Origin of the sequence: Variovorax sp. OAS795, assembly GCF_040546685.1 — a bacterium.
Classification (GTDB): Bacteria; Pseudomonadota; Gammaproteobacteria; order Burkholderiales; family Burkholderiaceae_C; genus Variovorax.
Genome location: NZ_JBEPOH010000001.1, coordinates 3,476,462 through 3,502,527 on the forward strand (window position 1 = coordinate 3,476,462; position 26,066 = coordinate 3,502,527).

Genomic DNA, 26,066 nt, shown 5'->3' on the forward strand with positions numbered 1-26,066 from the left:
GCCACCTGGTTCACCGGCCGCCAGTGCCGTGGTCGATGCGCGACGTGCCCTGGAAGGCACGCACCGCATCGATGAGCCGCGTGCGCTCGAATTCGGGGTGCAGCCGGTAGCGCACCAGGTGCTCGCCCACGAAGAGAACCGCGACGGAGAGCGGGGTCAGCACGTTGGCGAGCAGCGACCAGGCGGAGAAAGGCAGGGTCAGGTACACCACGATGGACGACACCACGACGAGCGCGAAGTACACGGTCCAGATGCGGGTGAGCTGCGTGGTGTAGGCCAGCATGTCGCCCTTGAGCGGATGCACCCGCTGTGCGAACTGCGTGATCAGCGGAAGCCCCGGTCCGCGCAGCGTGGCGCCGAACCAGCCGCACAGCAGGCCGTTGATGGCCACGTGCTGGAACACATAGAGGCGGTTCGTGTCGCCCGCCTCACCCAGGAACACGAGCGCGAAGCCGGCGATGCCCAACAGCATGGCCGCGATGAAACCCAGGCGGCCGAACTTGCTTGCTGCAAAGCCCATGGCGGCAAGCCACAGCGGGCCGAGCAGCACCACCACCGCCCACGGCTCGGTGGGGTGGAACAGCATCATCCAGTGGGAAAGGCCGGCATAGGCCACTCCCACCAGCAGCAGGAGCGCCAGTCGCCATCGTGACATGGATCAGGAAGCGCTGCGGTGCTCGGCGACGTGGGTCGCGAGCGTGCGCAGCGACTGGAAGATCTGTTGGTTGCGCTCGTCGTCCGAACGCAGCTGGAAGCCGTAACGCCGGGACACTTCGAGCGCCACTTCGAGGATGTCGATCGAGTCGAGGCCCAGGCCCTCGCCGTACAGCGGATCGGTGGGCACGATGTCTTCGGGCGCGACTTCGAGATTGAGCGCGTTCACCAGCAGGACGGCCAGCTCTTTCTCAATGGGCGACTGTTCAGGTGAATCGCCAACGGCGGGAATGGGGGGCTGAGCAGTCGATGACAAGAAAACCTCCTGAAACTTTTTCGGTTACTACCTCGCGGGTCGTGGATTATAGGAGGGCCGCTTGATTAGACTGCCCGCTTCGATACGACCCGGAGCCCCTCATGGCCGACCCCCTCCTGATAGCACGCCACGACACCATCGAGTGCGCCCTGCTGCCCAGCCTGGCCAACCGCCACGGACTGATCACCGGCGCGACCGGCACCGGCAAGACGGTCACCCTGCAGACCATGGCCGAGAAGCTCTCGGGCATCGGCGTTCCGGTGTTCATGGCCGACGTGAAGGGCGACCTCACGGGCATGAGCCAGAAGGGCGCAATCGGCGAAAAGATGGCGGCCACGCTGAAGGAACGCGGCATCGACCCGCCCGAACCAGCCGCCTGCCCCGTCACCCTGTGGGACGTGTTCGGCGAACAGGGCCATCCGGTGCGCGCCACGGTCTCCGACATGGGCCCCCTGCTCCTGGGCCGCATGCTGGACGTGAACGAAACCCAGGCCGGCGTGCTGAACCTGGTGTTCAAGATTGCAGACGACAACGGCCTGCTGCTGCTCGACCTGAAGGACCTGCGCGCCATGCTGCAGCACGTGGGCGAGAACGCGAGCCAGTTCACCACCGAGTACGGCAACATCAGCGCCGCCAGCGTGGGCGCCATCCAGCGCGGCCTGCTGCAGATCGAGACCCAGGGCGGCGACAAGTTCTTCGGCGAGCCGATGCTCAACATCGCCGACTTCATGCAGACGGTGGGCGGCAAGGGCGTGGTCAACATCCTGGCGGCCGACAAGCTCATGAACTCGCCGCGGCTGTACGCCACCTTCCTGCTCTGGATGCTGTCGGAACTGTTCGAGCAATTGCCCGAGATCGGCGACCCGGACCAGCCCAAGCTGGCCTTCTTCTTCGACGAGGCCCACCTGCTCTTCAACGAAGCGCCCAAGGCGCTGGTCGAGCGCATCGAACTCGTGGTGCGGCTGGTGCGATCCAAGGGCGTGGGTGTTTATTTCGTCACGCAGAACCCGCTGGACATTCCGGATTCGGTGCTGGCCCAGCTCGGCAACCGCGTCCAGCATGCGCTGCGCGCCTTCACCCCGCGCGACCAGAAGGCCGTGAAGGCCACCGCGACCACCATGCGGCAGAAGCCGGGCCTGGACATCGAGACCGCCATCACCGAGCTTGCCGTAGGCGAGGCGCTGGTGAGCTTTCTCGATGCCAAGGGCCGCCCGAGCGTGACCGAGCGCGTGTTCGTGGTGCCGCCGGGCAGCCAGATCGGCCCCATCACGCCCGCGCAGCGCCAGGCGGTGATCGGCAGTTCGCTGGTCGCCGGCGTGTACGAAAAGACGGTCGACCGCGAATCGGCCTACGAAAAGCTCAAGGGCCGGGCCGAAAGCGCGCCCGACGCGCCAGCGGCCAAGCCGGGTGCCAAGGCTGCGGACGAATCGTCCGGCGGCAGCAGCATGCTGAACGACCTGCTCTTCGGCAGCACCGGCCCCCGCGGCGGCAAGCGCGACGGCCTGGTGCAGACCATGGCCAAGTCGGCGGTGCGGACCATGGGCACCTCGGTCGGCAAGGAGATCTTGCGCGGCGTGCTGGGCGGGATCTTCGGCGCGAAAAAACGCTGAACCCTTTCCGCTGCGGACCGGGCCGACCTCGCCCGGCTTACCAGCGCAGCAGGCGCGGCCCGAGCAAGGCGCCCAGCGCCACCGGCACGGCAATGCCGCTGACGTACCAGACCGCGAGGAACGGCGCCGTCAGCTCCATGCAGTGCAGCGCGTAGACGGCGGCGCCCACCCCCCCCGCAAGGCCGCCAGCCGCGGCACCGGCCAGCGCCGGCCGCGTGGGAGCGAGGCTTTTCAGCGCCAGCATCGCGGCTGCGAAGACAGGCAGCGCCATCAGCCCGATGCTGAGTGCGCAGACGCGCCATGACTCGCCCATGAGAAGCGGCATGCGGTCCTGCGGCGGCGCATTGAACCAGGCCACCGCCGCCAGCACCCAGACCACGAGCACCGGCGCGGCCATGCCGATCCAGGCGCGCCGCACCGGCACGCCCGGCCGCGCGAGGCGCTGCACCGCCACGAAGGCGGCGGCCGCGATGCACAGCGGAAACAGCACCTTGACCCAGAACATCGGCCAGAACATGGCTTGCACGAGGTCGCGGCGCACGCCGTAGTCGGCGAACAGGATGGCGAAGGACAACGGCAGCCCCGCGAGCAGCGCGAAGCCCAGCCGGCGTCCCGCGGCACGGCGCGGCGCGGCCGTGGGTCCGGTGGCCAGCATGGCGACGAGATCGTCGGTCTTCATGGTGCCTTGCCTCCCATCCTTGCTGCGAGCGCCTTGAGCCCGCGGTGGATTCCGACCTTGACGGCCGACTCGGACATGCCGGTCAGGCTCGCGGTTTCCGCCACCGAGAGGCCTTCGAGCTTCACGTGCACGATCGGCAGGCGCTGGCGCTCGGGCAGGGTCTGCAGCAGGCCGCCCAGGTCGCGGCGCGCATCGCTCGCATCGGTGGCCGATTCGGCGAACACGGCCAGGTCGTCGTCGAGCGGGTCATGCAGGGCTTCGCGTGCGGACTTGGCGCGCAGCAGGTCGATCATCTTGTAGCGCGCAATCGCATGCACCCAGGCCGTCAGCGGCTGGTCGCTCTGGTAGGTATGGCGCTGGTTGTGCATGGCGAGCAGGCATTCCTGGACAAGGTCTTCCACTTCATCGGGCCAGCCGAACAGGCGCTTGCCCAGAAAAGCGCGCAGGTGCGCACTGAGTTTTTGCAGGAACTCGCGGTAGGCCGCTGCGTCGCCGTCCAGGCCGCGCATGAACAGGCTCCGCAGCGCCGCCTCGGCTGCGCTCAACCGCTCCCTGCTGTCCATTGTGTTTCGTGCCATCGGACCGGCTGGTTACAGCCTTTCGAAAAAAGATTCCGCCGGATTGTGCCGTGCCCCGCCGCGCCGCCGGCATCCGGGCTCGGCTAAGCTCGCCCGAACCGCACGGAAGGAGCCCCCATGCAAGCCGACCCGCCATGCTTTCCGCCCCGCGGACGCCCCCTGCCCCGGCGCTGAATCCGATGCTGTCCTCATTGGCTTCGAACCCGTGGGCCTACCCGGCACTGGAGGTGGTGCACATCGTGGGCATTGCCCTGCTGTTCGGCGGCCTGCTGGTGTTCGAGCTGCGCGTGCTCGGCCTCGGCCGGGAGCTTTCGGCGCCGCAGCTGGCCCGCCTGACCCTGGTGCCGGCCCTGGTCGGCTTCGGCCTGTGCGCAGCGACCGGCCTCACGATGTTTTCCACCCAGCCGGGCGAATTGCTGGCCAACAACGCGTTCCGCATCAAGCTGCTGCTGATCGTGCTGGCGGGCGCCAACGCCATCTGGTTCCACCTTCGCGGCGGCCCCACTGCCACCGGCGCGGCAGCCAAGGTCCAATGCCTCTTGTCGTTGGGGTTTTGGCTCGCTGTCATCATCTGCGGGCGGTGGATCGCCTACATCTGAAAGCCAAGGAGACCGAGATGATTCAGAGACGACGCTTGTTCGTTGCCGGTTCGCTGGGCCTGGCGCTGCCGGCCTGGGCGCACCATGGGTGGAGCAGCTTCGACCAGGACCGGCCCCTCTATCTGGAAGGACGCGCGACCAAGGTCATGTGGCGCAACCCGCATGGCGAGCTGGAACTCGAGCTGCCCGAAAAACCGACGCTGCCGGTTGACCTGAAACAGCGTGCGCTGCCCCGGCAAAGCGCGACGGTCGATGGTCCCGGCCTGCTGGCCAAGGCGCAGCTTCCCACGCGGCCCGACCGCAAATGGACCATCGAGCTGGCGCCGCTCACTCGGCTGCAGGCCTGGGGCCTGGACGAGATCAAGCCCGGGACCCAGGTTTCCGTCGTGGGCTTCACCTTCACCGGCGAGAAAGGCGATCCGGTGCTGCGCGCCGAATACCTGTTCGTCGGCGGCAAGGCCTACGGCCTGCGCTCCTCGCCCGCCTGAGCGGCTCGCCGGCCGCGGCAAATTGCGGCGGCCCCCTGCGGCACCGACCACCTTCGCGCCCTGCTTGCCAGCCGCGCGAGTGATCGGTACATTGCATTTTTTGAGGGCCTCCAATGTCCGCAGACAGCACCGCGATTCCTTCGGCGAACCCGGCGATTCCCGCTGACCCCGCGATTTCCGCCATCCCTGTCGTCTCTCCCCTTCCCACGCTTCACCCTTCGTCGTCGACCGGCCATATCCGGCTGACCTCCCATGCGGGCGGCTTCGGTGCGCTGCCGATCCGCTGGGGCGCCGCCACCGCCACCGAGCGCGGTCCGGTCGTGGGCACCACCACCAAGCGGGCGCATCGCAACGTGATCGGCACGCACAGCGGTTCGTACAGCGTCTACCGTGCGCTCGCCGTGGCGGCCGGGGCGCTGAAGCGCGAGCACAAGGCCGACCTGACCAACACCTCCCCCACCGACGTGATCGGGCCGTACCCGCAATGGAGCGAGCCGGGACGCATCGTCTCGCTCGACCCTTGGGGGGCGCTGGTGGCCGACGTCTTCTCCACCGAGCTGGCCGCGGGCTACGACATCCGCCCGACCATCGCGATCACCAAGGCGCACGTGATCCTGCCCGAGGTGATCGAGGCGCTGCAGAGCGGCCGCCTCAAGGCCGACGGCCACTTTCTCACCACGGGCGGCGCCGCCATGGTGACCAAGGCCGCCATCGAACCCGTGTGGTACCTGCCCGAGGTGGCGCGGCGCTTCGGCTGCTCCGAGACCGACCTGCGCCGCACGCTCTTCGAAGAGACCGGCGGCATGTACCCCGAACTGGTCACGCGCTCCGACCTGGAGGTGTTCCTGCCGCCCATCGGCGGGCAGACGCTCTACATCTTCGGCAACCCGCGCGACCTGGCCAACCCCGACGTGGAGCTCACCGCGCGCATCCACGACGAGTGCAACGGCTCCGACGTGTTCGGCTCCGACATCTGCACCTGCCGCCCCTACCTCACGCACGCCATCGAGGAGTGCATCCAGGGCGCGCAGCGCGGGGGCGTCGGCCTCATCGCCTACTCGCGCAAGGAGGGCCGCGCGCTCGGCGAAGTGACCAAGTTCCTGGTCTACAACGCGCGCAAGCGCCAGGTGGGCGGCGACACGGCCGACCAGTATTTCGCACGCACCGAGTGCGTGGCCGGCGTGCAGGACATGCGCTTCCAGGAGCTGATGCCCGACGTCTTCCATTGGCTCGGCATCAAGAAGATTCATCGGCTCGTGTCGATGAGCAACATGAAGTTCGACGCCATCACCGGGTCGGGCATCGAGATCGGCGAGCGCGTGAACATCCCGGACGAATTGATCCCGGCCGACGCCCGCGTCGAGATGGATGCCAAGATGGCCGCCGGCTACTTCACGCCAGGCCCGGTGCCGGACGCAGAGGAACTCAAGAAGGCCAAGGGCCGGGGATTGAGCGAATGAGCGCAGACACCAGGGACAACAGCAGCGGCCAGCGGCCGGCCGATGGCTCGGGCAAGCTGCCGCCGGGCAGCGCGGGCAAGATCGATCCCGCCACCGAGTTCGCTCCCGACACCAGCCATCCCGCGGGCGCTGCCAGCGTGCTGCGCACCACGGCTGCGATCCGCGAGCGCGCGGCCGCGCTGCTGGCGCGCGCGCGCCGGGGCGAGTCGCAGTGGTTCCGCATCGGCGAGGCCAATGCATTGGACGATGCCGCGCGCACCGTCGCCGAGGTCACGCGCGAGCGCTATCCCTGGGACACCATTCCGTACCACAGCCGCTGGCGCCACTTCGAGGCCGGCGGCGTCGATCGGCTGAAGCAACTCGACCAATTGCTCGGCCCACGCGTCGACGCGCGGCAGCGCGCCCGCGCGCACATCGACCTGGTGCTGGTGAGCGTGCTGCTCGATGCCGGTGCGGGGCCCGGCTGGCACTACACCGAGCCTGCTTCGGGCGAACGCTTCACGCGCTCCGAGGGGCTGGCGGTCGCGAGCTTCCACGCCTTCACCAGCGGCCTGTTCTCGTCCGACCCGGACCATCCGCTGCAGGTGGACGCGGCCGGCTTGCGCGGCCTCGTGACCGACCGGCTCGGGGACGCATTCCAGGTCAGCGACGTCAACCCGCTGGTGGGACTGGCTGGCCGCACCGTGCTGCTGCGCCGGCTCGGCGAAGCGATGAGCGAACAACCAGAGACCTTCGGCAACGACGGCCGTCCCGCCGGCATGTTCGACGCGCTGGTCGCCCCCTTCGGCGCCGCCGCGCCGCCCACGGCCGAGATCACCGCGCACCAGATCCTGTCGCTGCTGCTCGAGACGCTGTCGGGCATCTGGCCGTCCGCCAATGCCATCGACAGCATTGCCGCCGATGGCAGCGATGCGGCGGGCGGCATCGGCTGGAGCGACCCGGCCCTGGCACTGGGCGACTGCTGGCGCCACAGCGCGGTGCGCGGCTCCGGGCTCACCAACGGCTGGATGCCGTTCCACAAGCTGTCGCAGTGGCTCACCTATTCGCTGCTCGAACCCTTCGAATGGGCGGGCGTGAAGGTGCGCCAGCTCGGCGCGCTCACCGCCCTGCCCGAGTACCGCAACGGCGGACTCCTGCTCGATGCCGGCGTCATCGTGCCGAAGGATCCGGCCTTTCTTTCGCGCACCTGGAAGGCCGGCGACGAGTTCATCGTCGAATGGCGTGCGCTCACCGTGGCGCTGCTCGACGAGCTCGCGCCGCACGTGCGCAAGATGCTCGACCGCACCGAGGACGAGCTGCCGCTGGCCTGCGTGCTCGAGGGCGGCACCTGGGCCGCCGGACGGGTGCTGGCACAGCGCTTGCGTGACGGAGCGCCACCGCTCCTGATCGAAAGCGACGGCACCGTCTTTTAGACTCCCCGCTCCAGCAACGGCAGAAAAATCCAATGAGCAACGTCCACCTCGTCGACCACCCCCTCGTCCAGCACAAGCTCACGCTGATGCGCCGCAAGGACGCTTCCACCAACAGCTTCCGCAGGCTCCTGAACGAAATCAGCATGCTCATGGCCTACGAGGTCACGCGCGACATGCCGATGCAGGACATCGAGGTCGAGACCCCGCTCGAAACCATGAAGGCCAAGGTCATCGACGGCAAGAAGCTCGTGCTGGTGTCCATCCTGCGCGCGGGTACCGGCATCCTGGACGGCATGCTGACCGTGGTGCCGGGCGCCCGCGTGGGCCACATCGGCCTGTACCGCGATCCCAAGACGCTCACGGCGGTCGAGTACTACTTCAAGATGCCCGGCGAAATGGAGAACCGCGACGTCATCGTGGTCGACCCGATGCTGGCCACCGGCAACTCGGCCGTGGCCGCGGTCGAGCGCCTGAAGGAGCTCAACCCCAAGTCGATCAAGTTCGTCTGCCTGCTCACCTGCCCCGAGGGCATCGCGACGCTGCAGAAAGCGCACCCGGACGTGCCGATCTATACCGCCGCGATCGACCGCGAGCTGAACAGCCACGGGTACATCCTGCCCGGGTTGGGCGACGCGGGCGACCGCATCTTTGGCACCAAGTAAGGCCGACGCCTCTGGCGGCGGCCGCTTTCGACGCGGCAGCGCCAAGAAGATTTCCATACCTCGAGGAGAAGCACCCATGACAGCACGCCGTCAGTTGATCATCCGTTCGGCCGCCATTGCCGCCGCCGCGCTTGCTGCGGGCGCGCCCGGCTTCGCGCTCGCGCAGGCCAAGCTCAGGGTGGCGGCGGTGTACACCGTGCCCTTCGAGCAGCAATGGGTGGGCCGCATCCACAAGGCACTGAAGGCCGCCGAGGCGCGCGGCGAGATCGAATACAAGGCGACCGAGAACGTCAGCAATGCGGACTACGAGCGCGTGATGCGTGAGTACGCGACCGGCGGCAACCAGCTGATCCTCGGCGAGGTGTTCGGCGTGGAAGCGGCAGCGCGCAAGGTCGCAAAAGACTTCCCGAAGGTTGCCTTCCTCATGGGCTCTTCGCTCAAGCCGCAGGCGCCCAACTTCAGCGTGTTCGACAACTACATCCAGGAGCCGGCCTATCTCTCCGGCATGGTGGCCGGCGGCATGACCAGGAGCAACCGCATCGGCATGGTCGGCGGCTTCCCGATCCCCGAGGTGAACCGGCTCATGAACGCCTTCATGGCGGGAGCGAAGGAGACCAACCCCAAGGTCGAGTTCAGCGTGAGCTTCATCAACAGCTGGTTCGATCCGCCCAAGGCCAAGGAAGCAGCCTTCGCGATGATCGACAAGGGTGCCGACGTGATGTACGCCGAGCGCTTCGGTGTCTCCGACGCGGCCAAGGAAAAAGGCAAGCTCGCGATCGGCAATGTGATCGACACACAGGCGCAGTACCCCGACACGGTGGTGGCCTCGGCGCTGTGGAATTTCGAACCTTCGGCCGACCGCGCGATCAAGCTCGTGAAGGAAGGCAAGTTCACGGCCGAGGACTACGGCGTCTACGCCACCATGAAGCACAAGGGCTCGGAGCTCGCGCCGCTCGGTACATTCGAAAAGAAGGTGCCGGCCGACATCGTCGCCAAGGTAAAGGCCAGGCAGGCCGACATCCTGGCCGGCAAGTTCACCGTGAAGGTCGACGACTCCCAACCCAAATCCACGGCAAAGTGAAGGAAGCGACGACGATGCGCTGGCGCTCCCTGGTCGCCGCAGGCGTGCTGGCTTTCGGCCTTTCGGGGTGTGCCGGCGTCCACCAGGCCGGAAGTGATGGCGCCCGCCTGGACGCCACGCCGCGCATCGCGGTGATCTCGGCGTTCCAGCCCGAACTCACGCTGCTGCTGAACCGCCTCCAGGAACCGGTGAAGCACCATGTGAACGGCGTCGAGTTCACCACCGGCACGCTCGAAGGCAAGCCGGTGGTGCTGTTCCTCTCGGGCATCAGCATGACCAACGCGACCATGAACACGCAGCGGGTGCTCGACCGCTTTCGCGTCACCGGCATCGTGTTCAGCGGCATCGCGGGCGGCGTGAACCCGTCGCTGCATGTCGGCGACGTCACGGTGCCGGCGCAATGGGGCCAGTACCTCGAAGTGCTGATGGCGCGCGAAACGGCACCGGGCCAGTTCACCGCGCCGCCGTTCATCAAGGACGCCACGCTGCCCAGCTTCGGCATGATGCATCCGCGGCCCGTCGAGGTCCGTTCGGCTGCGAAACCGGGCATCGAGCGCAAGTTCTGGTTCGAGGCCGACCCGAAGATGCTGGAGGTGGCGCGCAGCATCCGCAACGTCGACCTCGCGAACTGCAGCGGGGGCAAGTGCCTCCCGCGCAAGCCCCAGCTGGTGGTCGGCGGCAACGGCGTCTCGGGCCAGGCCTTCATGGACAACAAGGCGTACCGCGAGTACACCTTCAAGACCTTCCAGGCCAATGTGCTCGACATGGAAACCGCGGCCGTGGGCATGGTGGCCTACAGCAACGGCGTGCCCTACATCGCCTTCAGGTCGCTCAGCGACCTGGCGGGCGGCGGCGACGGCGAGAACGAGATGGGCACCTTCATGGGCATCGCGGCCGACAACTCGGCCAAGGTCATGCTGGCGTTCCTGGCTGCATGGAAGTGACCCCGCTTTCGCTCCCTTCCCTCTCGGGGGAGGGTTGGGGGAGGGGCAGGCGGCCTTCGATCGAACACCGTGGCATTGCAGGCGCTGCTTGCCCCCATCCCAGCCTTCCCCCGGAAGGGGAAGGAGCAAGACCTTCATGAACAGGTCGACCGTGCTGCGCCTCCGCGGCATCACCAAGCGCTTCGGCTCGCTCGTTGCCAACGAAGCCATCTCGCTCGAACTGCAGGCCGGAGAGGTGCTCGCGCTGCTGGGCGAGAACGGTGCGGGCAAGTCGACCCTGATGTCGATCCTGTTCGGGCACTATGTTGCCGACGAAGGAAGCATCGAGGTGTTCGGCGCCCCGCTGCCGCCCGGCAACCCCGCGGCTGCGCTGGCCGCGGGCGTGGGCATGGTGCACCAGCACTTCACGCTGGCCGACAACCTCAGCGTGCTCGACAACGTGATGATGGGCACCGAACCGATGTGGCGCGTGTTCTCTCGCCGCGCGGCCGCGCGTGCCCGGCTGCTCGACGTGGCGCGGCGCTTCGGCCTGCCGGTGCAACCGGAGGCAAGGATCGGCAGCCTCTCGGTCGGCGAGCGGCAGCGCGTCGAGATACTGAAGGCGCTGTACCGCGGCGCGCGGGTGCTGATCCTCGACGAACCCACCGCGGTGCTGACGCCGCAGGAAAGCGAAGCGCTGTTCGCCACGCTGGCACAGATGGTGGCCGAGGGCCTGTCGGTGATCTTCATCAGCCACAAGCTCAGCGAAGTGTTGCGCGTCTCGCACCGCATTGCCGTGCTGCGCGGCGGCAAGCTGGTGGCCGAAGCGCCCACGGCAGAGACCACCGAGGCGCAGCTGGCGCTGTGGATGGTCGGCCATGCCGTCGAGGCGCCGCGGCGCCGGCCGGCCCGCTCGGTGGGCGATGCGGTCTGCATGCTCGACCATGTGAGCACCGCGCCGGCCAAGGACGACGGGCAGGACCATTCAAGCGCGCTGCGCGAGGTGTCGCTGACGCTGCGCGGCGGCGAGATCACGGCCATCGCGGGCGTCTCGGGCAACGGCCAGGGGGCGTTGGCCGAGCTGCTCTGCGGCACGCGGCGCGCCAGCGCGGGCACGGCCCAGCTGATGGGCCGCGCGCTGCCGCCCTCGCCTGCACGCCTGGTGCAGCGCGGCGTGGCACGCATCCCCGAGGACCGCCACGCGGTGGGCGTGATCGGCGACCTGCCGGTGTGGGAGAACGCGGTCTCGGAACGGCTGCGCAGCCCGGTGTTCTCGCGCCTGTCGTGGTTCGTGCGGCGCGCGGCCGCGCGGCTTCACGCCCACCGCATCGAAGAGGCGTTCGACGTGCGCGGTGCCGGGCTGATGGCACCCGCTCGCTCGCTCTCCGGCGGCAACATGCAGAAACTGATTCTCGGCCGCGCCCTGCTGACACCCGTGCAGGCCGAAGATGCCGACAACCGGAAGTATCCGACCCGCGCACCCCGCCTGATCGTCGCGCACCAGCCGACCTGGGGCCTGGACATCGGCGCGGTCGCCTATGTGCAGCAGCAGCTCATTGCCGCGCGCGATGCGGGCGCGGCCGTGCTGTTGATCTCGGACGACCTCGACGAGGTGCTCGCGCTGGGCGATCGCGTCGCGGTGATGCACGGCGGGCACCTGGGCGAGGCACGGCCGGTCGCGGCCTGGACGCGCGAAGCCATCGGGCTGGCGATGGCCGGCGCAACGCAGCCGGGCGCAGGAGCTTCGCCATGATGCGGCTCGAACGACGACACCAAAGCTCGCGCGCCGCCCTGGTGCTCGCGCCCGTCGGCGCGGTCGCATTCACGATGGCGGTGAGCGCGCTGCTCGTACTCTGGGCCGGCGCGCCGGTCGGGCGAACCTACGCACTGCTGTTGCAGGGCGGCTTCGGTTCGGTGTTCGCATGGAGCGAAACGCTCACGCGCGCGATCCCGCTGATCCTCACCGGGCTGGCCGCGACCGTTGCCTTCAAGGCGCGGCTCTTCAACATCGGGGCCGAAGGCCAGCTGTTTGCCGGTGCCCTGGCCGCCGTGGCCGTGGGCGGCATGCACGGCGGCACCGGCTTCGAGCTCGCGCCCTGGGTGCTGTTCCCGCTGATGATGCTGGCCGCCGCCGTGGCGGGCGCCCTGCTGCTGCTGGGCCCGGCGCTGATGAAGAACCGGCTCGGCGTCGACGAGGTGGTGACCACGCTCCTGATCAATTTCATCGTGCTGCTCGGCGTCTCGGCCCTGCTCGACGGGCCGATGAAAGACCCGGCGGCGATGGGCTGGCCGCAGAGCGTGGCGCTGCAGCCCGGCCTGGAGCTCGGCAAGCTCATCGCGCAGACACGGGTTCACACCGGGCTGGTCTGGGCCGTGTCGCTGGCGGTGATCGTGTGGGCGATCTTCAAGTACACGGTGCCGGGGTTCGACATCCGCGCGGTCGGCGCCAATGCGCGCGCCGCGGCCTTCGCCGGCGTGCCGGTGACGCGCACTGTCGTGTGGGTGGCGCTGTTGTCGGGCGCACTGGCCGGGCTCGCGGGTGCCATCGAGGTGGCGGGCCGCACGAGCTACGTCACGCTCGACATGTCGCCGGGCTACGGCTACACCGGCATCGTGATCGCAATGCTCGCGGGCCTGCATCCGCTGGGCGTGATTGCGGCGGGCGTGTTCGTGGCGGGCGTGCTGGTCGGCGCCGACACCATGAGCCGCGCCGTGGGCGTACCGACCTACATCGCCGACGTGATCGTGGCGGCATCGCTGATCGCGGTGCTGGTGGCGACCTTGCTGACGCAGTACCGGGTGCGGATGAAATGACCGACCTGCTCGACATCCTCGCCAACCCCGCCTTCTGGGTCGCGGTGCTGCGCATCGCCACGCCGCTCATCCTGGGCACGCTGGGCGTCCTGCTGTGCGAGCGCACGGGCGTTCTGAACCTGGGCATCGAAGGGATCATGGTCGCGGGTGCGTTCACCGGCTGGCTCGCGGTGTACGCCGGCGCACCGCTGTGGGCAGGCGTGGGCGTGGCCGCGCTCACGGGCATGATGTTCGGCCTGCTGCATGCCTTCCTCACCGTGGGCCTTGCGCTGTCGCAGCATGTCTCGGGACTGGGCATCACATTGCTGGCCACCGCGCTCAGCTATTTCGGCTACCGCGTGAGCTTTCCGAAGGTGAACACGCCGCCGACCATCGTGCCCTTTGCGCCCATGGAGTGGCTGCCGGTGCCGATACTGAACGCACAGACCTCGCTCACGCTCTTCGCGCTGCTGCTGGTGCCGGCCATCGCCTGGGTGCTCTACCGCACGCCGCTCGGACTCGCGCTGCGCATGGTGGGCGAGAACCCGCAAGCGGCCGAGAGCCAGGGCGTCTCGGTGGCGGCCACGCGCACCGGCGCCATCGTGGCGGGCTCGGCGCTGATGGGCGTTGCGGGCTCGTTCCTCACGCTCTCCGCCTTCAACGCCTTCTTCTTCAACATGGTGAACGGCCGCGGCTGGATCTGCGTGGCGCTGGTGGTGTTCGCTTCGTGGCGGCCCGGCAAGGCCCTGCTCGGCGCGCTGCTGTTCGCTTTCTTCGATGCGCTGCAGCTGCGGCTGCAACAATCGGGCGATGCGGTGCTGCCCTACCAGATCTACCTGATGCTGCCCTACCTGCTGTCGATCCTCGCGCTGGTGCTGGTGGCACGCAAGGCCAGCTATCCGCAGGCGCTGATGAAGCCCTATCGCAAGGGGGAACGCTGATGCCCAAGCCGGCCTCGATCTGCGCCGCGCTGCTCGTGGCCTTGTGCGGCGCGGGCGCGCACGCGCTGGGCATCGACCAGCCCTACGAGCGCTTCAAGACGCCCGACGCGGTCGACTGGGTGCAGCTGTGCGGGGCCTGGGGCAAGGACCACAAGGGCACTTACCGTGTGATCCATGCCGAACAGGACGCGCAGTCTTTCCTGTATGTGCAGTGGATGAGCCGGGACGCCAATGGCGGCCTGCATGCCGAGCACACGGTGGCCATTGCCGAGCTCGACAACGACCACGCCGAGATTGCGCTCAGCGACCTGACCTGCCGAGCCACGCCCCGAGGTATCGTGGTGTCTGCCAAGGCCGATTCGGGCCACGACGGCAAGCTGCGCCGCGTGATGATCGAAGTCGGACCCGCGCCGGGGCAGTACCGGTATCGGGCGCAACGCACGCGCTAGGCGAGGTCTCGGGTCGAGGCCGCCTGCGTTTCATGGACGGGAAGAAAACGCCACGTGCCAGAAACTCTTCATCAGGCCAGAGACTGCGCGCATCGGCGCCGTGACACGCCACGAGTGCGATGCCTGCAAGGAGACCACGCGCCGCTCCAACTGCGCCATGCAGATTGCCGACTCCTTCAGTCTCTGGTTCAGTTCGGTTTTTTCCAGCGTCAGTTGCGCCGTGCGGGTTGTTGCTTCGTCCCGCTCCCTTTGCATTGCGGCGCTGCTCGCGGTCAACTGCTGGACATGGACCCGCGTCTTTTCAAGTTCGCGTTCCGACGCCGCCTTCTGCAGGATCAGTTGCTCGGCATGGATGATCGTCTTGTCCAGCTGGCGCTTCAATGCGGTTCGGTCGAGCACCGCATGGCTGGGGAATGCGATGCCCGGCGCCTTTGCGCCGCCATCCGGCGGGTATTCCGCAACGTCGCCTGAAGCCAGTTCCTTGCCGATGCGAACCTTCGAAGGCACCGCGATGCGTTCATGCGCACGCAGGGCCGATGCACGATCGACCTTGCTCCCGAGCACGGGTTGCAACGCCTCGTGCAGATAGTTCGGATCGTCGACGAAGCGTGGAAAATCGAGCAGCACGACCGGGATGTTTCGCTTCACCAGCGCATGCAGCAGTTCATGGAAGCCCAGCGCAAGAAGACGCGCCTGGTCGATCGGATTGAGTGAATAGACGGTGCCGCCCGGCGTCGTTCCCCACGACTCCCATTGCTTGCAATCGTCGGGCAAGGTCGCACTGCCATAGCGTGCGCGCAACTCGTTGATGGAACGGCTGGTGGCCGCTTCGACGATGCTGCGCATCGGAACGATGACCGCATCCACCACGATCGCCGGGTCGGCCAGCAGGCGCTCCACGTACTCGTACAACCAGGGCGACTTGACGACGTAGGGCGCGTCGGGATTGCCCGGGAGCAGGTCTTCGAGTCCCGCGTTCGCATCCTCGTCGTAGCCAGGATGTGGATGGCGGGCAAGGTGGGTGTCCAGGCCGCACTCGGCAAGGTATTGCACCAGGAAGGTCGTGCCGGCACGACCCGTGCCCGCGATGAGTAGATGGTTTGTCATTTCTTGCTGCCCCGCATGCGCCAATCGCGAATAGCCGTCATCAGGGCGCTCGTTGCATGCGCCACTTCGCAGGCCGAGGTATCGATGACCAGGTCGGGCTGAAGCGGCGGCTCGTAGGCATCCGAGATGCCGGTGAATTTCGTGACCTCGCCCCGGCGCGCTCGCGCGTACAGGCCCTTGACGTCACGCCGTTCGCAGGTCGCGAGCGGGGCACTGACATAGACCTCGCGAAACGCCGCGCCGATGATGTGTCGCGCCACGGCGCGGAGTTCACGCATCGGGGATACGGCAGCCACAATGACCATGAGACCCTGGTCACTGAGCAAGCGGGCGACTTCGGCCATTCTCCGGATGTTTTCGCGGCGGTCCGCATGGCCGAAGCCCAAGCCCTGGCTCAGCCCGCGGCGAACATCGTCCCCGTCGAGGATGGCGGCCGGAACACCGTCGGCCATCGCACGCTGGCGCAGGCTCCTGGCGATCGTCGATTTGCCGGCGCCGGAAAGGCCGGTCAACCAGACGACGCACGGTCCGCCGCTCCACGGCCGTTGGGCCGACCCCGGGTCATGATCGATCCTCATGATCTTGTGCCCCGGGACGAGATGCCCGTGCGAGATACAGGGCAAGCGACATGGCGCCGCGGAGAATTCGGGTCAACTGTCCACATGAAAGCTGGAGCCTGGAACATCGGAGCATGAGAGGATATGCAGCAGCTTCTTGCGCTTTGTCTCTGCCGCGCAAAGTTTTCTGACACGAAAATGAGGCGCTACTTCAAGGCCGCTCCAAACACAGCCATGCAGGTCATCCCATGCTGAATCTTCTCGTCACCAATGCCACCCTCCCTGACGGCCGCACCGGGATGTCGATTGCCGTCGAGCAAGGCCGAATCGCCGAAGTCACCCAAGGCCTCGTCGCCCCTGCCCACGAGACGCTCGACGCACAAGGCCTGCTCGTGACTCCGCACTTCGTCGACCCGCACTTCCACATGGACGCCACGCTGAGCTACGGCCTGCCGCGCGTCAACCAGAGCGGCACGCTGCTCGAAGGCATTGCGCTATGGGGCGAACTCAAGCCGCTGCTCACGGCCGATGCGCTGATCGAGCGGGCGCTGGCCTACTGCGATTGGGCCGTGGCGAAGGGGCTGCTGGCCGTTCGTTCCCATGTGGACACCAGCGACCCGAGCCTGCTCGCGGTCGATGCGCTGCTCGAAGTCAAGCGGCAGGTGGCGCCCTACCTCGAGCTGCAGCTGGTCGCCTTTCCGCAGGACGGCGTGCTGCGCTCGCCCGGCGGCGTCGACAACCTGACCCGCGCGCTCGACAAGGGCGTGGACGTGGTGGGCGGCATCCCGCATTTCGAACGCACCATGGCCGACGGCGCGGCCAGCGTGAAACTGCTGATGGCGCTTGCGGCCGAGCGCGGCAAGCTGGTCGACATGCACTGCGACGAGTCCGACGACCCGCTCTCGCGGCACATCGAGACGCTGGCTTTCGAGGCGCAGCGCCTCGGCATGCAGGGCCGGGTGACAGGCTCGCACTGCACGTCGATGCATTCGATGGACAACTACTACGTGAGCAAGCTGCTGCCGCTCGTTGCCGATAGCGGCGTCGGCGTGGTGTCGAACCCGCTCATCAACATCACGCTGCAGGGCCGCCACGACACCTATCCCAAGCGACGCGGCATGACCCGCGTCCCCGAGCTGATGGCCGCCGGCGTGAACGTTGCCTTCGGCCACGATTGCGTGATGGACCCCTGGTACGGCATGGGCTCGGGCGACATGCTCGAAGTGGCCCACATGGGCCTGCACGTGGCGCAGATGACGAGCCAGGCCGGCATCCGCCAGTGCTTCGAGGCCGTGACCACGAATGCCGCCCGCGTGATGCACCTGGAAGGCTACGGGCTCGAGGCGGGCTGCGACGCGAGCTTCGTGCTGCTGCAGGCGCGCGATCTGATCGAGGCGATCCGCCTGCGCGCCACGCGGCTCAAGGTGTTCCGCAAGGGACGATTGCTGGCGGAGACGCCGCCTGCCACGGCCGCACTGCATCTGCCCGGCCGCGCGCAAGCCACCAGCTGGACGATCCCGAAGCCCTAGCCGACGCCGAATTCAGGCCTCGGGCGCGATGGCCTCGGCGTACTCGTAGAGCGCACCGAGGATTTCCTCGCCGCGCTCGTCGGCTGTTTCGGACAAGGCATCGACCTCCGAGAACAGCATCTCGATGGTGCGCGCCCCGCCCTCGCCCTTGAAGAGCCGTGCCGCGCGCAGCGCCTCCCAGCGTTCTGATTCCTCAGGGCTGAGCAGTTCGGGCCAGTTGCGCGCGCGGTAGCGAAACAGCAGCTCCTCCAGGCGCCCGTCATCGAAGCCGGTGCGATCCCTGGCGAGCTCTTCAGGCGACAGCGCGCGCAGCTGGTTCAGCCGCCGCCGGTCGCCATTGCCTACAAAGCCGCCGTACAGGTCTTCATCGACATCGGGCGCGGCCTCCTGGGGACGGGCATACACCTGCGACCAGATGGCGCTCATGTCGGGAAGGTCGCGCGCAATGGCCGCATGGCGCATGGCGGCCTCGAGGTCGACATTCCATCGCTCGGCCATGGCCGGCGCGAGCGTGCGCAGGTTGCCGACCACCATCGGCGACTTGTTGAGGTGAATGCCCTTGACCGGCAGGCGGACCACGCCCTCGGGCAGGTCGGCGCTGCGCGTGAACAGGCGCAGCCGCAGGGTCTCGACGTCGATGTCGCGCAGCTCGCTCGGGTCGTGGGCCAGGTCCCAGGCGATCAGCTCGTTCTTGTTGGTGGGATGGCTCGCGAGCGGCCACATCACACCGAGGCAACCACGCTCGGCCGGGAACATGCCAGAGACGTGGAGGAAAGGCCTGGCTGTCTCGCGCATGGCCGGCAGCCCGAGCTCGCTCGCGACGCGGTCCTTCTTGTGCAGGCCGAACGCGAACTCGAACAGCTTGGGCTGGCGATCGCGGATCAGCCGCGCCAGCGCGATGGTGGCGCGCACGTCGGACAGCGCATCGTGCGCAGATTCGTGCAGCAGTCCGTTGGCGCGCGCGAGGTCTTCGAGCCTGAAGCTGGGCTTGCCGTCTTCCTTCTTCGGCCACTCGATGCCGTCGGGACGCAGCGCATAAGTGAGGCGCACCACGTCGAGCAGGTCCCAGCGGCCGCAATCGTTCTGCCACTCGCGCGCGTAGGGATCGATGAGGTTGCGCCAGAACAGGAAGCGCGTGACCTCGTCGTCGAAGCGGATGGTGTTGTAGCCCACGCCGATGGTGCCCGGCTGCGAGAAGGCCTTCTCGATCTGCGCAGCGAAAGCGTGCTCGGGAATGCCGCGCTCGAGGCAGACCTGCGGCGTGATGCCGGTGATCAGGCAGGCCTCGGGGCTGGGCAGGTAGTCGGGCGCCGGCTTGCAATAGATCATCAGCGGCTCGCCGATTTCGTTCAGACCTGCGTCGGTGCGGATCGCGGCAAACTGCGATGGCCGGTCGCGGCGCGGCACGGCACCGAAGGTTTCGTAGTCGTGCCAGAGAAAGGTGTGGTTCATTCAGAGCAAGGGAGAAAACAATCGTGCAAGCGCGTCGCCGAGGCGGCGCCAGAAACTCTGCGGACGGTGGGCGCGCACCGCGCCGGAGCTGTGGAGATCGGTCTCGAACTGCGCGGCCAGCGGGCGCGCGAGCTCGGGGCCGTAGACCACCGCGCTCACCTCGAAATTGAGCCGGAAGCTGCGGTTGTCGAAATTCGCGGTGCCGATCATCGCGCAATGGTCGTCGACCACCAAGGTCTTGGAGTGCAGCATGCGCGCCTTGTACTCCCACACCTTGACGCCCGCTGCGATCAGCTCGTCGAAGTAGGAGCGGGCGGCCGCGCTCACGATCGCGGAATCGCTGCGGCGCGGCACCAGCAGGCGCACATCCACGCCGCGCAAGGCGGCGCTGGTGAGCGCCATGAGGGCGGGCTCGCCGGGCACGAAGTACGGCGTGGTGAGCCAGGCGCGTTCGCTGGCCGAATGTATGGCCTCCACGTGCATGCGGTGGATCGGCTCCAGCATGTTGTCGGGGCCGCTGGTCACGATCTGCACCGGAATATTGCCGGCCTCGACCTGCGGCAGCATGGCGCCCATCAGGTGGTCCATCTCGCGCAGGTCTTCGCCGGTGGCGTAGGCCCAGTCCTCGAGAAAGGTGGTCTGCAGCCAGCGCACCGCGCTGCCTTCGATGCGCAGGTGCACGTCATGGTAGGCATCGGGCCGCGTGCGCTTGTCTTCCTCGTCGGTGATGTTGACGCCGCCGGTGAAGCCCACCCGGCCGTCGCACACCACGATCTTCCGGTGGGTGCGATAGTTGGTCACCGGCCGCAGGCGGCGGCCGACGCGCGTGTCGTGGAAAAGCGCGATCTTCACGCCCGCGGCATGAAGAGGCGCCATGAACTTGCGGCCGATGCGCTTGGAGCCCAGTGCATCGAGCAGCAGCCGCACGGCCACGCCCTGCCCCGCGCGCTCCACCAGCAGGTCGCGCAAGGCGGTGCCGATCTTGTCGGGCTCGAAGATGTAGTACTCGAGATGGATGTGGTCGCGCGCCGCGCGCACCGCGTCAAAAATGGCGTCGAAGGTGCGCGCGCCGCCCGAAAGCAGCTGCACGCCGGTGGCGCTGGAAACCGGCAGCCCGCAGGACGCGGTGCCCAGCCGTGCCATCTGCTGCAGCGCCGGCGGCGCGTTCTGGGCCGCGTCGCGCAAAAAAGCCAGGTCGGCCTGGGTGTGCGCCTTGGCGCGGCTGCGCAGGCGCTTGACCCTCTGCTTGCGCAAGCGCTGCGGCCCGAGAAAGTAATAGACGACGAAACCCGCGAACGGCAGCAGCGCGAGCGAGAGGATCCAGCTCATGGTGGACACCGGCGCGCGCTTCTGCATTACGATCCAGACCGATAGCACGGCGATATAGCCGCTCCAGGCCAGGGAGAGGCCGGTTTTCCATTCCTGGCTGAGCTCGGGAAGAATCAAAGTGTGAGGTACAGGTAGGTTCCGGCCAAAAAAAAGCCGGCAGCGAATGCTACCGGCCTTTTTCGTGATGCCAGGAATGCTGCGGCACCGGCTGCGCCGGCCCGCTTTATCCGGCGGCAGCCTCTTCGGCTTCGGGCTTGGACTTGCCTTCCTTCTTCGGCAGCGGCTGGATGTCCAGCTGCACCTCGCCCTTGTCGTCGATGTCCACCGACAGGCGGCCGCCATCGATCAGGCGTCCGAACAGCAGCTCGTCGGCCAGCGCACGGCGGATCGTGTCCTGGATCAGGCGCTGCATCGGGCGGGCGCCCATCAGCGGGTCGAAGCCCTTCTTCGCCAGGTGCTTGCGCAGCCCGTCGCTGAACGTGACGTCGACCTTCTTCTCGGCCAGCTGGGTTTCGAGCTGGAGCAGGAACTTGTCGACCACGCGCAGGATGATCTGCTCGTCGAGCGCCTTGAAGCTCACGGTCGCGTCCAGTCGATTGCGGAACTCCGGCGTGAACAAGCGCTTGATATCGGCCATTTCGTCGCCCGCCTGGCGCGGGTTGGTGAAGCCGATGGTCGCCTTGTTCATGGTCTCGGCCCCCGCATTGGTGGTCATCACGATGATCACGTTGCGGAAGTCGGCCTTGCGTCCGTTGTTGTCCGTCAGGGTGCCGTGGTCCATGACCTGCAGCAGCACGTTGAAGATGTCCGGGTGCGCCTTCTCGATCTCGTCGAGCAGCAGCACCGCGTGCGGCTTCTTCGTGATGGCTTCGGTCAAGAGCCCGCCCTGGTCGAAACCGACGTAGCCCGGAGGCGCGCCGATCAGCCTGCTCACAGCGTGGCGCTCCATGTACTCCGACATGTCGAAGCGAATCAGCTCGATGCCCATGATGTAGGCCAGCTGCTTGGCCGCTTCGGTCTTGCCGACGCCGGTGGGGCCGCTGAACAGGAACGAGCCGATCGGCTTGTCCTCGCGGCCGAGGCCCGAGCGCGCCATCTTGACCGCGGACGCCAGCACTTCGAGTGCCTTGTCCTGGCCGAACACCACGCTCTTCAGGTCGCGTTCGATGGTCTGCAGCTTGCCGCGGTCGTCGTTGCTGACGTTGGCCGGGGGAATGCGCGCGATCTTCGCGACGATGTCCTCGACCTCGGTCTTGCTGATGGTCTTCTTGCGCTTGTTCGCGGGCAGGATGCGCTGCGCGGCACCGGCCTCGTCGATCACGTCGATGGCCTTGTCGGGCAGGTGGCGGTCGTTGATGTACTTGGCGCTCAGCTCGGCCGCGGCCTGCAGGGCCGCCACCGCGTACTTGACGCCATGGTGCTCTTCGAAGCGCGACTTCAGGCCCTTGAGGATGTCCACGGTCTCCTGCACCGTCGGCTCGACCACGTCGACCTTCTGGAAGCGGCGCGACAAGGCTGCATCCTTCTCGAAGATGCCGCGGTACTCGCTGAACGTCGTGGCGCCGATGCACTTGAGCTGGCCGCTGGAGAGCGCCGGCTTGAGCAGGTTCGACGCATCGAGCGTGCCGCCAGACGCCGCGCCCGCACCGATCAGGGTGTGGATTTCGTCGATGAACAGGATGGCGTTCGGCTTGTCCTTGAGCGACTTGAGCACGCCCTTCAGGCGCTGCTCGAAATCACCGCGGTACTTGGTGCCGGCCAAAAGTGCGCCCATGTCGAGCGAGTAGACCTGCGCCTCGGCGAGGATCTCAGGCACGTCGGCCTGGGTGATGCGCCATGCCAGGCCTTCGGCGATGGCGGTCTTGCCCACGCCGGCCTCGCCCACCAGCAGCGGGTTGTTCTTGCGCCGGCGGCACAGGATCTGGATGACGCGCTCGACCTCGTATTCGCGGCCGATCAGCGGATCGATCTTGCCGTCCTTGGCGAGCTGGTTGAGGTTCTGCGTGAACTGCTCGAGAGGCGAAGCCTTCTCGTTCTTTTCGCCGCCACCCTCTTCGCCCTCGCCCGATGACGATTCGCTGCTGCCCTTGACGGCTTCAGGCGGATCGCTCTTCTTGATGCCGTGGGCAATGAAGTTCACGACATCGAGGCGGGTCACGCCTTGCTGGTGGAGGTAGTACACCGCGTGCGAGTCCTTCTCGCCGAAGATCGCGACCAGCACGTTGGCGCCGGTGACTTCCTTCTTGCCGTTGCCGGTGGACTGCACATGCATGATGGCGCGCTGGATCACGCGCTGGAAACCCAGCGTGGGCTGGGTGTCGACATCGTCGGTACCCGCCACCTGGGGCGTGTTGTCCTTGATGAAGTTGGTGAGCGACGCCCGCAGGTCGTCGACGTTGGCCGAGCAGGCGCGCAGGACCTCTGCGGCGCTCGGGTTGTCCAGCAAAGCGAGCAACAGATGCTCCACGGTGATGAACTCGTGGCGCTGCTGCCTGGCCTCGACGAAGGCCATGTGCAAGCTGACTTCCAGTTCCTGGGCAATCATGTGATTTCCTTTTGCCTTGCTGTAAATAATTTCTCAGATGGGTTGGAGCTTGCGCAATTCAACTGGTTCACGCAACAGGCTCGCTCACGCACTGCAGCGGATGCCCGGCCTGGTGCGCCGCCTCCATCACCTGATTGACTTTGGTGGCCGCGAGGTCGCGGGAATAAACCCCGCATACGCCGCGCCCATCGAGATGAATCTTTAACATGATCTGGGTCGCGGTTTCGCGATCCTTGTTGAAATATTCCTGCAGCACGACGATCACGAACTCCATGGGCGTGTAGTCGTCGTTCAGCATGACGACCTGGTACATCTGGGGAGGCGCCGTTTTTTGCGGCCGCCGCTCCAGAACGACCGAATCTCCGTCATCCCCTGCCGGTTTCTGGGCCGGCGGAGTGCTGGGAGTCTTGGGAATTCTCGTTGCCATAAAAAAGATTCTATAGAGCGTGCAAGCAACGTGCCGGCGCAAGAAGACTTGGTGGCGCGTATTCGACAAATCAAGGGGCTTGCGCCGCTTGCGACAGCAGGCAAGCCCAAAAAATTCAGCAGCCGGGTGGCCGCTTTTCAAATATTGCCGCCGGCACAACCAAGAAAAAGCCCCCGAGACCGGTGCGATCTCGAGGGCATTGGCTTCTCGGCGCCGCAGCGCCAGGACGCGCTTGCTTGCGCAATTACATGTGGTCGATCATGACCTGGCCGAAGCCCGAGCAGCTCACCTGGGTGGCACCGTCCATCAGGCGCGCGAAGTCATAGGTGACCTTCTTGCTGGCGATCGACTTCTCCATCGAGCTGATGATGAGGTCCGCCGCTTCGGTCCAGCCCATGTGGCGCAGCATCATTTCAGCCGAGAGGATTTCGGAACCGGGGTTCACGTAGTCCTTGCCGGCGTACTTGGGGGCCGTGCCGTGGGTGGCTTCGAACATGGCGACGGTGTCGCTGAGATTCGCACCCGGGGCAATGCCGATACCGCCGACCTGGGCCGCCAGCGCGTCGGACACGTAGTCGCCGTTGAGGTTGAGCGTGGCAATGACGCTGTATTCGGCGGGACGCAGGAGAATCTGTTGCAGGAACGCATCGGCGATGCTGTCCTTGACGGTGATTTCCTTGCCGGTCCGGGGATTCTTGAACTTCATCCAGGGGCCGCCGTCGATCAGCTCGGCGCCGAATTCCTTCGCAGCCAGGGCATAGGCCCAGTCGCGGAAGCCACCTTCGGTGAACTTCATGATGTTGCCCTTGTGCACGATGGTGACGCTGGGCTTGTCGTTGTCGACGGCGTATTGCAGCGCCTTGCGCACGAGGCGCTCGGTGCCTTCCTTCGACACGGGCTTGACGCCGATGCCGGAGGTGTTGGGGAAGCGGATCTTCTTGACGCCCAGCTCATCCTGCAGGAACTTGATGAGCTTCTTGGCCTTGTCGCTCTCGGCTTCGAACTCGATGCCGGCATAGATGTCTTCCGAGTTCTCGCGGAAGATGACCATGTTGGTCTTGTGCGGCTCGCGCACCGGGCTGGGCACGCCTTCGAAATACTGGATCGGGCGCAGGCAGACGTACAGGTCGAGTTCCTGGCGCAGCGCCACGTTCAGCGAGCGGATGCCGCCGCCCACGGGCGTGGTCAGCGGGCCCTTGATGGACACCACGTAGTCGCGCACGGCGTGCAGCGTTTCTTCGGGCAGCCAGACGTCGGGGCCGTAGACCTTGGTCGACTTCTCGCCGGCATAGACTTCCATCCAGTGGATTTTCTTCTTGCCGCCGTAGGCCTTGGCCACCGCTGCGTCCACCACCTTGAGCATCACGGGGGTGATGTCCAGACCCGTGCCGTCGCCTTCGATGAAGGGAATGATCGGCTGATCAGGCACATTGAGCGAGTTGTCGGCGTTGACAGTGATCTTCTGGCCTTCGGCCGGGACTTTGATGTGCTGGTAGCTGGACATGAGGGGAAATGACTCCGGGAGTGACGTAATTCGGACGACTGTCTGCGAATTCAGACAGCGATGGGGAATCGCTGTACAGCCCGCGAACAAATCGCTGTACATTTTAGACGCAACCCATCAGCTGGCGTTTGTCAACCTGCGAGGCTAGGACCTCGTTAGTGGCTGACCTTCTGCTCGCCGGGAGGCGTTTCCAACCAATTCTCGATAGAGGAATCAATCAATGAGCAAAATTCTCGCAGTCATGATCGCTGGCCTGTTCGCCGCTGGCGCTTACGCCCAGAACCCCACCGGCACCACGCCAGAGCAAGGGAACGCCACCAACAGCAAGCCCCAAGCGCGCGCTGAAGCCAAGAAGGAAGCCAAGCCCGCTGGCAAGGTGGCTGCTCCCGCCGGCGACATCGCCAAGACCCCCGAAGGCGGTGCCATCGGTACCGACAAGGCTGCAGCCTCCGGCGAAAAGCGCGCCGAAACGCGCGACCAGCGTCGTCGCAACAAGGACGGCAGCGTCAAGCGCAAGTCGACCCAAGGCGGCACGCCCCAGTAAGTCGGCTCACGCCGCAAAGGAAAGCGCTCTTCGGAGCGCTTTTTTTTCGCCTGGCCTCGCGCAATTGCTGTCAACCGGGGCGCGCGGCTTGCGCGTTGAATGTTCACCTCCACAGGGAGGTGGTCCATATCAACAATCTCAAAGGATGTCTTTCATGAACAAGCTGCTCGCAGCCCTGGTTGCCGGTCTCTTCGCTGCCGGTGCATTTGCTCAAAGCCCCGCGCCGGCACCCGCCGCTCCCGCCGCCCCCGCGATGGTGAAGAAGACCGTGCACCCGACGAAGCACGTGGTCAAGAAGCACAAGGCACGCCACCACGTCGCCAAGGCGCATGTCGCCAAGAAGGTGTAAGCTCCCGCGCTCACCGGCAAATGCCCGCATCAGCGGGCATTTTTATTGGCCTCGGGCCCTTGAACCCGCCCTGAAAGA

At 66.7% G+C, this 26,066-nt stretch carries 26 protein-coding genes; 15 read left to right on the forward strand and 11 right to left on the reverse strand.

All coding sequences use genetic code 11. The features are described from left to right. Positions 1-10 precede the first annotated feature (10 nt). On the reverse strand, positions 11-655 hold the full coding sequence (locus ABID97_RS16805; protein WP_354399569.1) for a COG4648 family protein: 645 nt from the start codon (positions 653-655) through the stop codon (positions 11-13). Positions 656-658: 3 nt separating this feature from the next. Continuing rightward, positions 659-970 carry a phosphopantetheine-binding protein gene (locus tag ABID97_RS16810; RefSeq protein WP_354399570.1) on the reverse strand — a complete coding sequence of 104 codons (312 nt, stop codon included), beginning with the start codon at positions 968-970 and terminating at the stop codon, positions 659-661. Between the two features lie 101 nt (positions 971-1,071). Here ABID97_RS16810 and ABID97_RS16815 point away from each other — a divergent pair, with 101 nt between their 5' ends. After that, positions 1,072-2,580: a helicase HerA-like domain-containing protein gene (locus ABID97_RS16815; protein WP_354399571.1), complete on the forward strand. Its 1,509-nt coding sequence runs from the start codon at positions 1,072-1,074 to the stop codon at positions 2,578-2,580. A 37-nt stretch (positions 2,581-2,617) separates the two neighbouring features. Here the strand turns inward: ABID97_RS16815 and ABID97_RS16820 are convergent, their stop codons facing one another. Together ABID97_RS16820 and ABID97_RS16825 are read right to left on the reverse strand one after the other, a co-directional pair. Continuing rightward, positions 2,618-3,259: an NrsF family protein gene (locus ABID97_RS16820; protein WP_354399572.1), complete on the reverse strand. Its 642-nt coding sequence runs from the start codon at positions 3,257-3,259 to the stop codon at positions 2,618-2,620. Continuing rightward, positions 3,256-3,837, reverse strand: coding sequence for a sigma-70 family RNA polymerase sigma factor (locus ABID97_RS16825; protein ID WP_354399573.1), 582 nt, complete (start codon positions 3,835-3,837; stop codon positions 3,256-3,258). Before ABID97_RS16825 ends, ABID97_RS16820 begins: the two co-directional genes overlap by 4 nt. 179 nt (positions 3,838-4,016) lie before the next feature. Between ABID97_RS16825 and ABID97_RS16830 the strand changes: the two genes are divergently transcribed. From ABID97_RS16830 to ABID97_RS16880, 11 genes are all read left to right on the forward strand, one after another. Further along, positions 4,017-4,436 (forward strand): hypothetical protein, encoded by a 420-nt coding sequence (locus ABID97_RS16830; protein WP_354401794.1) that lies wholly within the window; start codon positions 4,017-4,019, stop codon positions 4,434-4,436. A gap of 20 nt (positions 4,437-4,456) precedes the next feature. Beyond that, on the forward strand, positions 4,457-4,924 hold the full coding sequence (locus ABID97_RS16835; protein WP_503012821.1) for a DUF6152 family protein: 468 nt from the start codon (positions 4,457-4,459) through the stop codon (positions 4,922-4,924). 113 nt (positions 4,925-5,037) lie between these two features. Continuing rightward, a complete protein-coding gene (locus tag ABID97_RS16840) occupies positions 5,038-6,384 on the forward strand; it encodes a GTP cyclohydrolase II (protein WP_354399575.1) in 1,347 nt (448 codons plus the stop codon). Continuing rightward, a complete protein-coding gene (locus ABID97_RS16845) occupies positions 6,381-7,796 on the forward strand; it encodes a URC4/urg3 family protein (RefSeq protein ID WP_354399576.1) in 1,416 nt (471 codons plus the stop codon). The genes ABID97_RS16840 and ABID97_RS16845 overlap by 4 nt, the downstream gene beginning before the upstream one ends. A 32-nt stretch (positions 7,797-7,828) precedes the next feature. Beyond that, complete coding sequence (gene upp, locus ABID97_RS16850; protein WP_354399577.1) at positions 7,829-8,458, forward strand: uracil phosphoribosyltransferase; 630 nt, start codon at positions 7,829-7,831, stop codon at positions 8,456-8,458. A 76-nt stretch (positions 8,459-8,534) separates the two neighbouring features. Continuing rightward, positions 8,535-9,539 carry a BMP family protein gene (locus ABID97_RS16855; RefSeq protein ID WP_354399578.1) on the forward strand — a complete coding sequence of 335 codons (1,005 nt, stop codon included), beginning with the start codon at positions 8,535-8,537 and terminating at the stop codon, positions 9,537-9,539. A 14-nt stretch (positions 9,540-9,553) separates the two neighbouring features. Then, a complete protein-coding gene (locus ABID97_RS16860) occupies positions 9,554-10,483 on the forward strand; it encodes a 5'-methylthioadenosine/S-adenosylhomocysteine nucleosidase (RefSeq protein WP_354399579.1) in 930 nt (309 codons plus the stop codon). A 136-nt stretch (positions 10,484-10,619) separates the two neighbouring features. After that, positions 10,620-12,215, forward strand: coding sequence for an ABC transporter ATP-binding protein (locus ABID97_RS16865; protein WP_354399580.1), 1,596 nt, complete (start codon positions 10,620-10,622; stop codon positions 12,213-12,215). Further along, positions 12,215-13,276, forward strand: a complete 1,062-nt coding sequence (locus ABID97_RS16870) for an ABC transporter permease (protein WP_354401795.1) — start codon at positions 12,215-12,217, stop codon at positions 13,274-13,276. Before ABID97_RS16865 ends, ABID97_RS16870 begins: the two co-directional genes overlap by 1 nt. Continuing rightward, positions 13,273-14,196, forward strand: coding sequence for an ABC transporter permease (locus ABID97_RS16875; protein WP_354399581.1), 924 nt, complete (start codon positions 13,273-13,275; stop codon positions 14,194-14,196). The genes ABID97_RS16870 and ABID97_RS16875 overlap by 4 nt, the downstream gene beginning before the upstream one ends. Then, entirely contained in the window at positions 14,196-14,645 is a 450-nt protein-coding gene (locus ABID97_RS16880; protein ID WP_354399582.1) for a hypothetical protein, read from the forward strand. Before ABID97_RS16875 ends, ABID97_RS16880 begins: the two co-directional genes overlap by 1 nt. 30 nt (positions 14,646-14,675) lie before the next feature. Here ABID97_RS16880 and ABID97_RS16885 read toward each other — a convergent pair whose 3' ends face one another. After that, a complete protein-coding gene (locus ABID97_RS16885; protein ID WP_354399583.1) occupies positions 14,676-15,776 on the reverse strand; it encodes a hypothetical protein in 1,101 nt (366 codons plus the stop codon). Then, positions 15,749-16,330: an adenylyl-sulfate kinase gene (gene cysC / locus ABID97_RS16890; protein WP_354399584.1), complete on the reverse strand. Its 582-nt coding sequence runs from the start codon at positions 16,328-16,330 to the stop codon at positions 15,749-15,751. Before cysC ends, ABID97_RS16885 begins: the two co-directional genes overlap by 28 nt. A 227-nt stretch (positions 16,331-16,557) precedes the next feature. On the opposite strand from cysC, the gene ABID97_RS16895 reads away from it, so the two are divergent. Then, complete coding sequence (locus ABID97_RS16895; RefSeq protein ID WP_354399585.1) at positions 16,558-17,838, forward strand: amidohydrolase family protein; 1,281 nt, start codon at positions 16,558-16,560, stop codon at positions 17,836-17,838. A gap of 12 nt (positions 17,839-17,850) precedes the next feature. Here ABID97_RS16895 and sbcB read toward each other — a convergent pair whose 3' ends face one another. From sbcB to icd, 5 genes are all read right to left on the reverse strand, one after another. Then, a complete protein-coding gene (sbcB, locus tag ABID97_RS16900) occupies positions 17,851-19,290 on the reverse strand; it encodes an exodeoxyribonuclease I (RefSeq protein ID WP_354399586.1) in 1,440 nt (479 codons plus the stop codon). Next, the gene (gene cls / locus ABID97_RS16905) at positions 19,291-20,736 is read right to left on the reverse strand and encodes a cardiolipin synthase (RefSeq protein WP_354399587.1); all 1,446 of its coding nucleotides are present in this window, start codon (positions 20,734-20,736) and stop codon (positions 19,291-19,293) included. It abuts the gene before it with no gap. 106 nt (positions 20,737-20,842) lie between these two features. Beyond that, complete coding sequence (clpA, locus tag ABID97_RS16910; RefSeq protein WP_354399588.1) at positions 20,843-23,164, reverse strand: ATP-dependent Clp protease ATP-binding subunit ClpA; 2,322 nt, start codon at positions 23,162-23,164, stop codon at positions 20,843-20,845. A gap of 67 nt (positions 23,165-23,231) precedes the next feature. Next, positions 23,232-23,591, reverse strand: coding sequence for an ATP-dependent Clp protease adapter ClpS (clpS, locus tag ABID97_RS16915; protein ID WP_021007487.1), 360 nt, complete (start codon positions 23,589-23,591; stop codon positions 23,232-23,234). Between the two features lie 244 nt (positions 23,592-23,835). Further along, the gene (gene icd, locus ABID97_RS16920; protein ID WP_018904993.1) at positions 23,836-25,095 is read right to left on the reverse strand and encodes an NADP-dependent isocitrate dehydrogenase; all 1,260 of its coding nucleotides are present in this window, start codon (positions 25,093-25,095) and stop codon (positions 23,836-23,838) included. A gap of 220 nt (positions 25,096-25,315) precedes the next feature. Between icd and ABID97_RS16925 the strand changes: the two genes are divergently transcribed. Next, the gene (locus ABID97_RS16925; RefSeq protein WP_093022873.1) at positions 25,316-25,639 is read left to right on the forward strand and encodes a cell envelope biogenesis protein TolA; all 324 of its coding nucleotides are present in this window, start codon (positions 25,316-25,318) and stop codon (positions 25,637-25,639) included. A 154-nt stretch (positions 25,640-25,793) separates the two neighbouring features. Then, positions 25,794-25,988 (forward strand): hypothetical protein, encoded by a 195-nt coding sequence (locus ABID97_RS16930; protein ID WP_354399589.1) that lies wholly within the window; start codon positions 25,794-25,796, stop codon positions 25,986-25,988. Positions 25,989-26,066: the final 78 nt, after the last annotated feature.

Bases quoted from the DNA above. Each gene is read 5' to 3' on its own strand.
- cysC (WP_354399584.1), bottom strand. From the start codon at position 16,330: ATGAGGATCGATCATGACCCGGGGTCGGCCCAACGGCCGTGGAGCGGC.
- ABID97_RS16830 (WP_354401794.1), top strand. From the start codon at position 4,017: ATGCTGTCCTCATTGGCTTCGAACCCGTGGGCCTACCCGGCACTGGAG.
- icd (WP_018904993.1), bottom strand. From the start codon at position 25,095: ATGTCCAGCTACCAGCACATCAAAGTCCCGGCCGAAGGCCAGAAGATC.
- ABID97_RS16855 (WP_354399578.1), top strand. From the start codon at position 8,535: ATGACAGCACGCCGTCAGTTGATCATCCGTTCGGCCGCCATTGCCGCC.
- clpS (WP_021007487.1), bottom strand. From the start codon at position 23,591: ATGGCAACGAGAATTCCCAAGACTCCCAGCACTCCGCCGGCCCAGAAA.
- ABID97_RS16815 (WP_354399571.1), top strand. From the start codon at position 1,072: ATGGCCGACCCCCTCCTGATAGCACGCCACGACACCATCGAGTGCGCC.
- ABID97_RS16865 (WP_354399580.1), top strand. From the start codon at position 10,620: ATGAACAGGTCGACCGTGCTGCGCCTCCGCGGCATCACCAAGCGCTTC.
- clpA (WP_354399588.1), bottom strand. From the start codon at position 23,164: ATGATTGCCCAGGAACTGGAAGTCAGCTTGCACATGGCCTTCGTCGAG.
- sbcB (WP_354399586.1), bottom strand. From the start codon at position 19,290: ATGAACCACACCTTTCTCTGGCACGACTACGAAACCTTCGGTGCCGTG.
- ABID97_RS16840 (WP_354399575.1), top strand. From the start codon at position 5,038: ATGTCCGCAGACAGCACCGCGATTCCTTCGGCGAACCCGGCGATTCCC.
- ABID97_RS16895 (WP_354399585.1), top strand. From the start codon at position 16,558: ATGCTGAATCTTCTCGTCACCAATGCCACCCTCCCTGACGGCCGCACC.
- ABID97_RS16825 (WP_354399573.1), bottom strand. From the start codon at position 3,837: ATGGCACGAAACACAATGGACAGCAGGGAGCGGTTGAGCGCAGCCGAG.
- ABID97_RS16845 (WP_354399576.1), top strand. From the start codon at position 6,381: ATGAGCGCAGACACCAGGGACAACAGCAGCGGCCAGCGGCCGGCCGAT.
- ABID97_RS16930 (WP_354399589.1), top strand. From the start codon at position 25,794: ATGAACAAGCTGCTCGCAGCCCTGGTTGCCGGTCTCTTCGCTGCCGGT.
- ABID97_RS16880 (WP_354399582.1), top strand. From the start codon at position 14,196: ATGCCCAAGCCGGCCTCGATCTGCGCCGCGCTGCTCGTGGCCTTGTGC.
- ABID97_RS16820 (WP_354399572.1), bottom strand. From the start codon at position 3,259: ATGAAGACCGACGATCTCGTCGCCATGCTGGCCACCGGACCCACGGCC.
- ABID97_RS16860 (WP_354399579.1), top strand. From the start codon at position 9,554: ATGCGCTGGCGCTCCCTGGTCGCCGCAGGCGTGCTGGCTTTCGGCCTT.
- upp (WP_354399577.1), top strand. From the start codon at position 7,829: ATGAGCAACGTCCACCTCGTCGACCACCCCCTCGTCCAGCACAAGCTC.
- ABID97_RS16875 (WP_354399581.1), top strand. From the start codon at position 13,273: ATGACCGACCTGCTCGACATCCTCGCCAACCCCGCCTTCTGGGTCGCG.
- ABID97_RS16870 (WP_354401795.1), top strand. From the start codon at position 12,215: ATGCGGCTCGAACGACGACACCAAAGCTCGCGCGCCGCCCTGGTGCTC.
- ABID97_RS16805 (WP_354399569.1), bottom strand. From the start codon at position 655: ATGTCACGATGGCGACTGGCGCTCCTGCTGCTGGTGGGAGTGGCCTAT.
- ABID97_RS16925 (WP_093022873.1), top strand. From the start codon at position 25,316: ATGAGCAAAATTCTCGCAGTCATGATCGCTGGCCTGTTCGCCGCTGGC.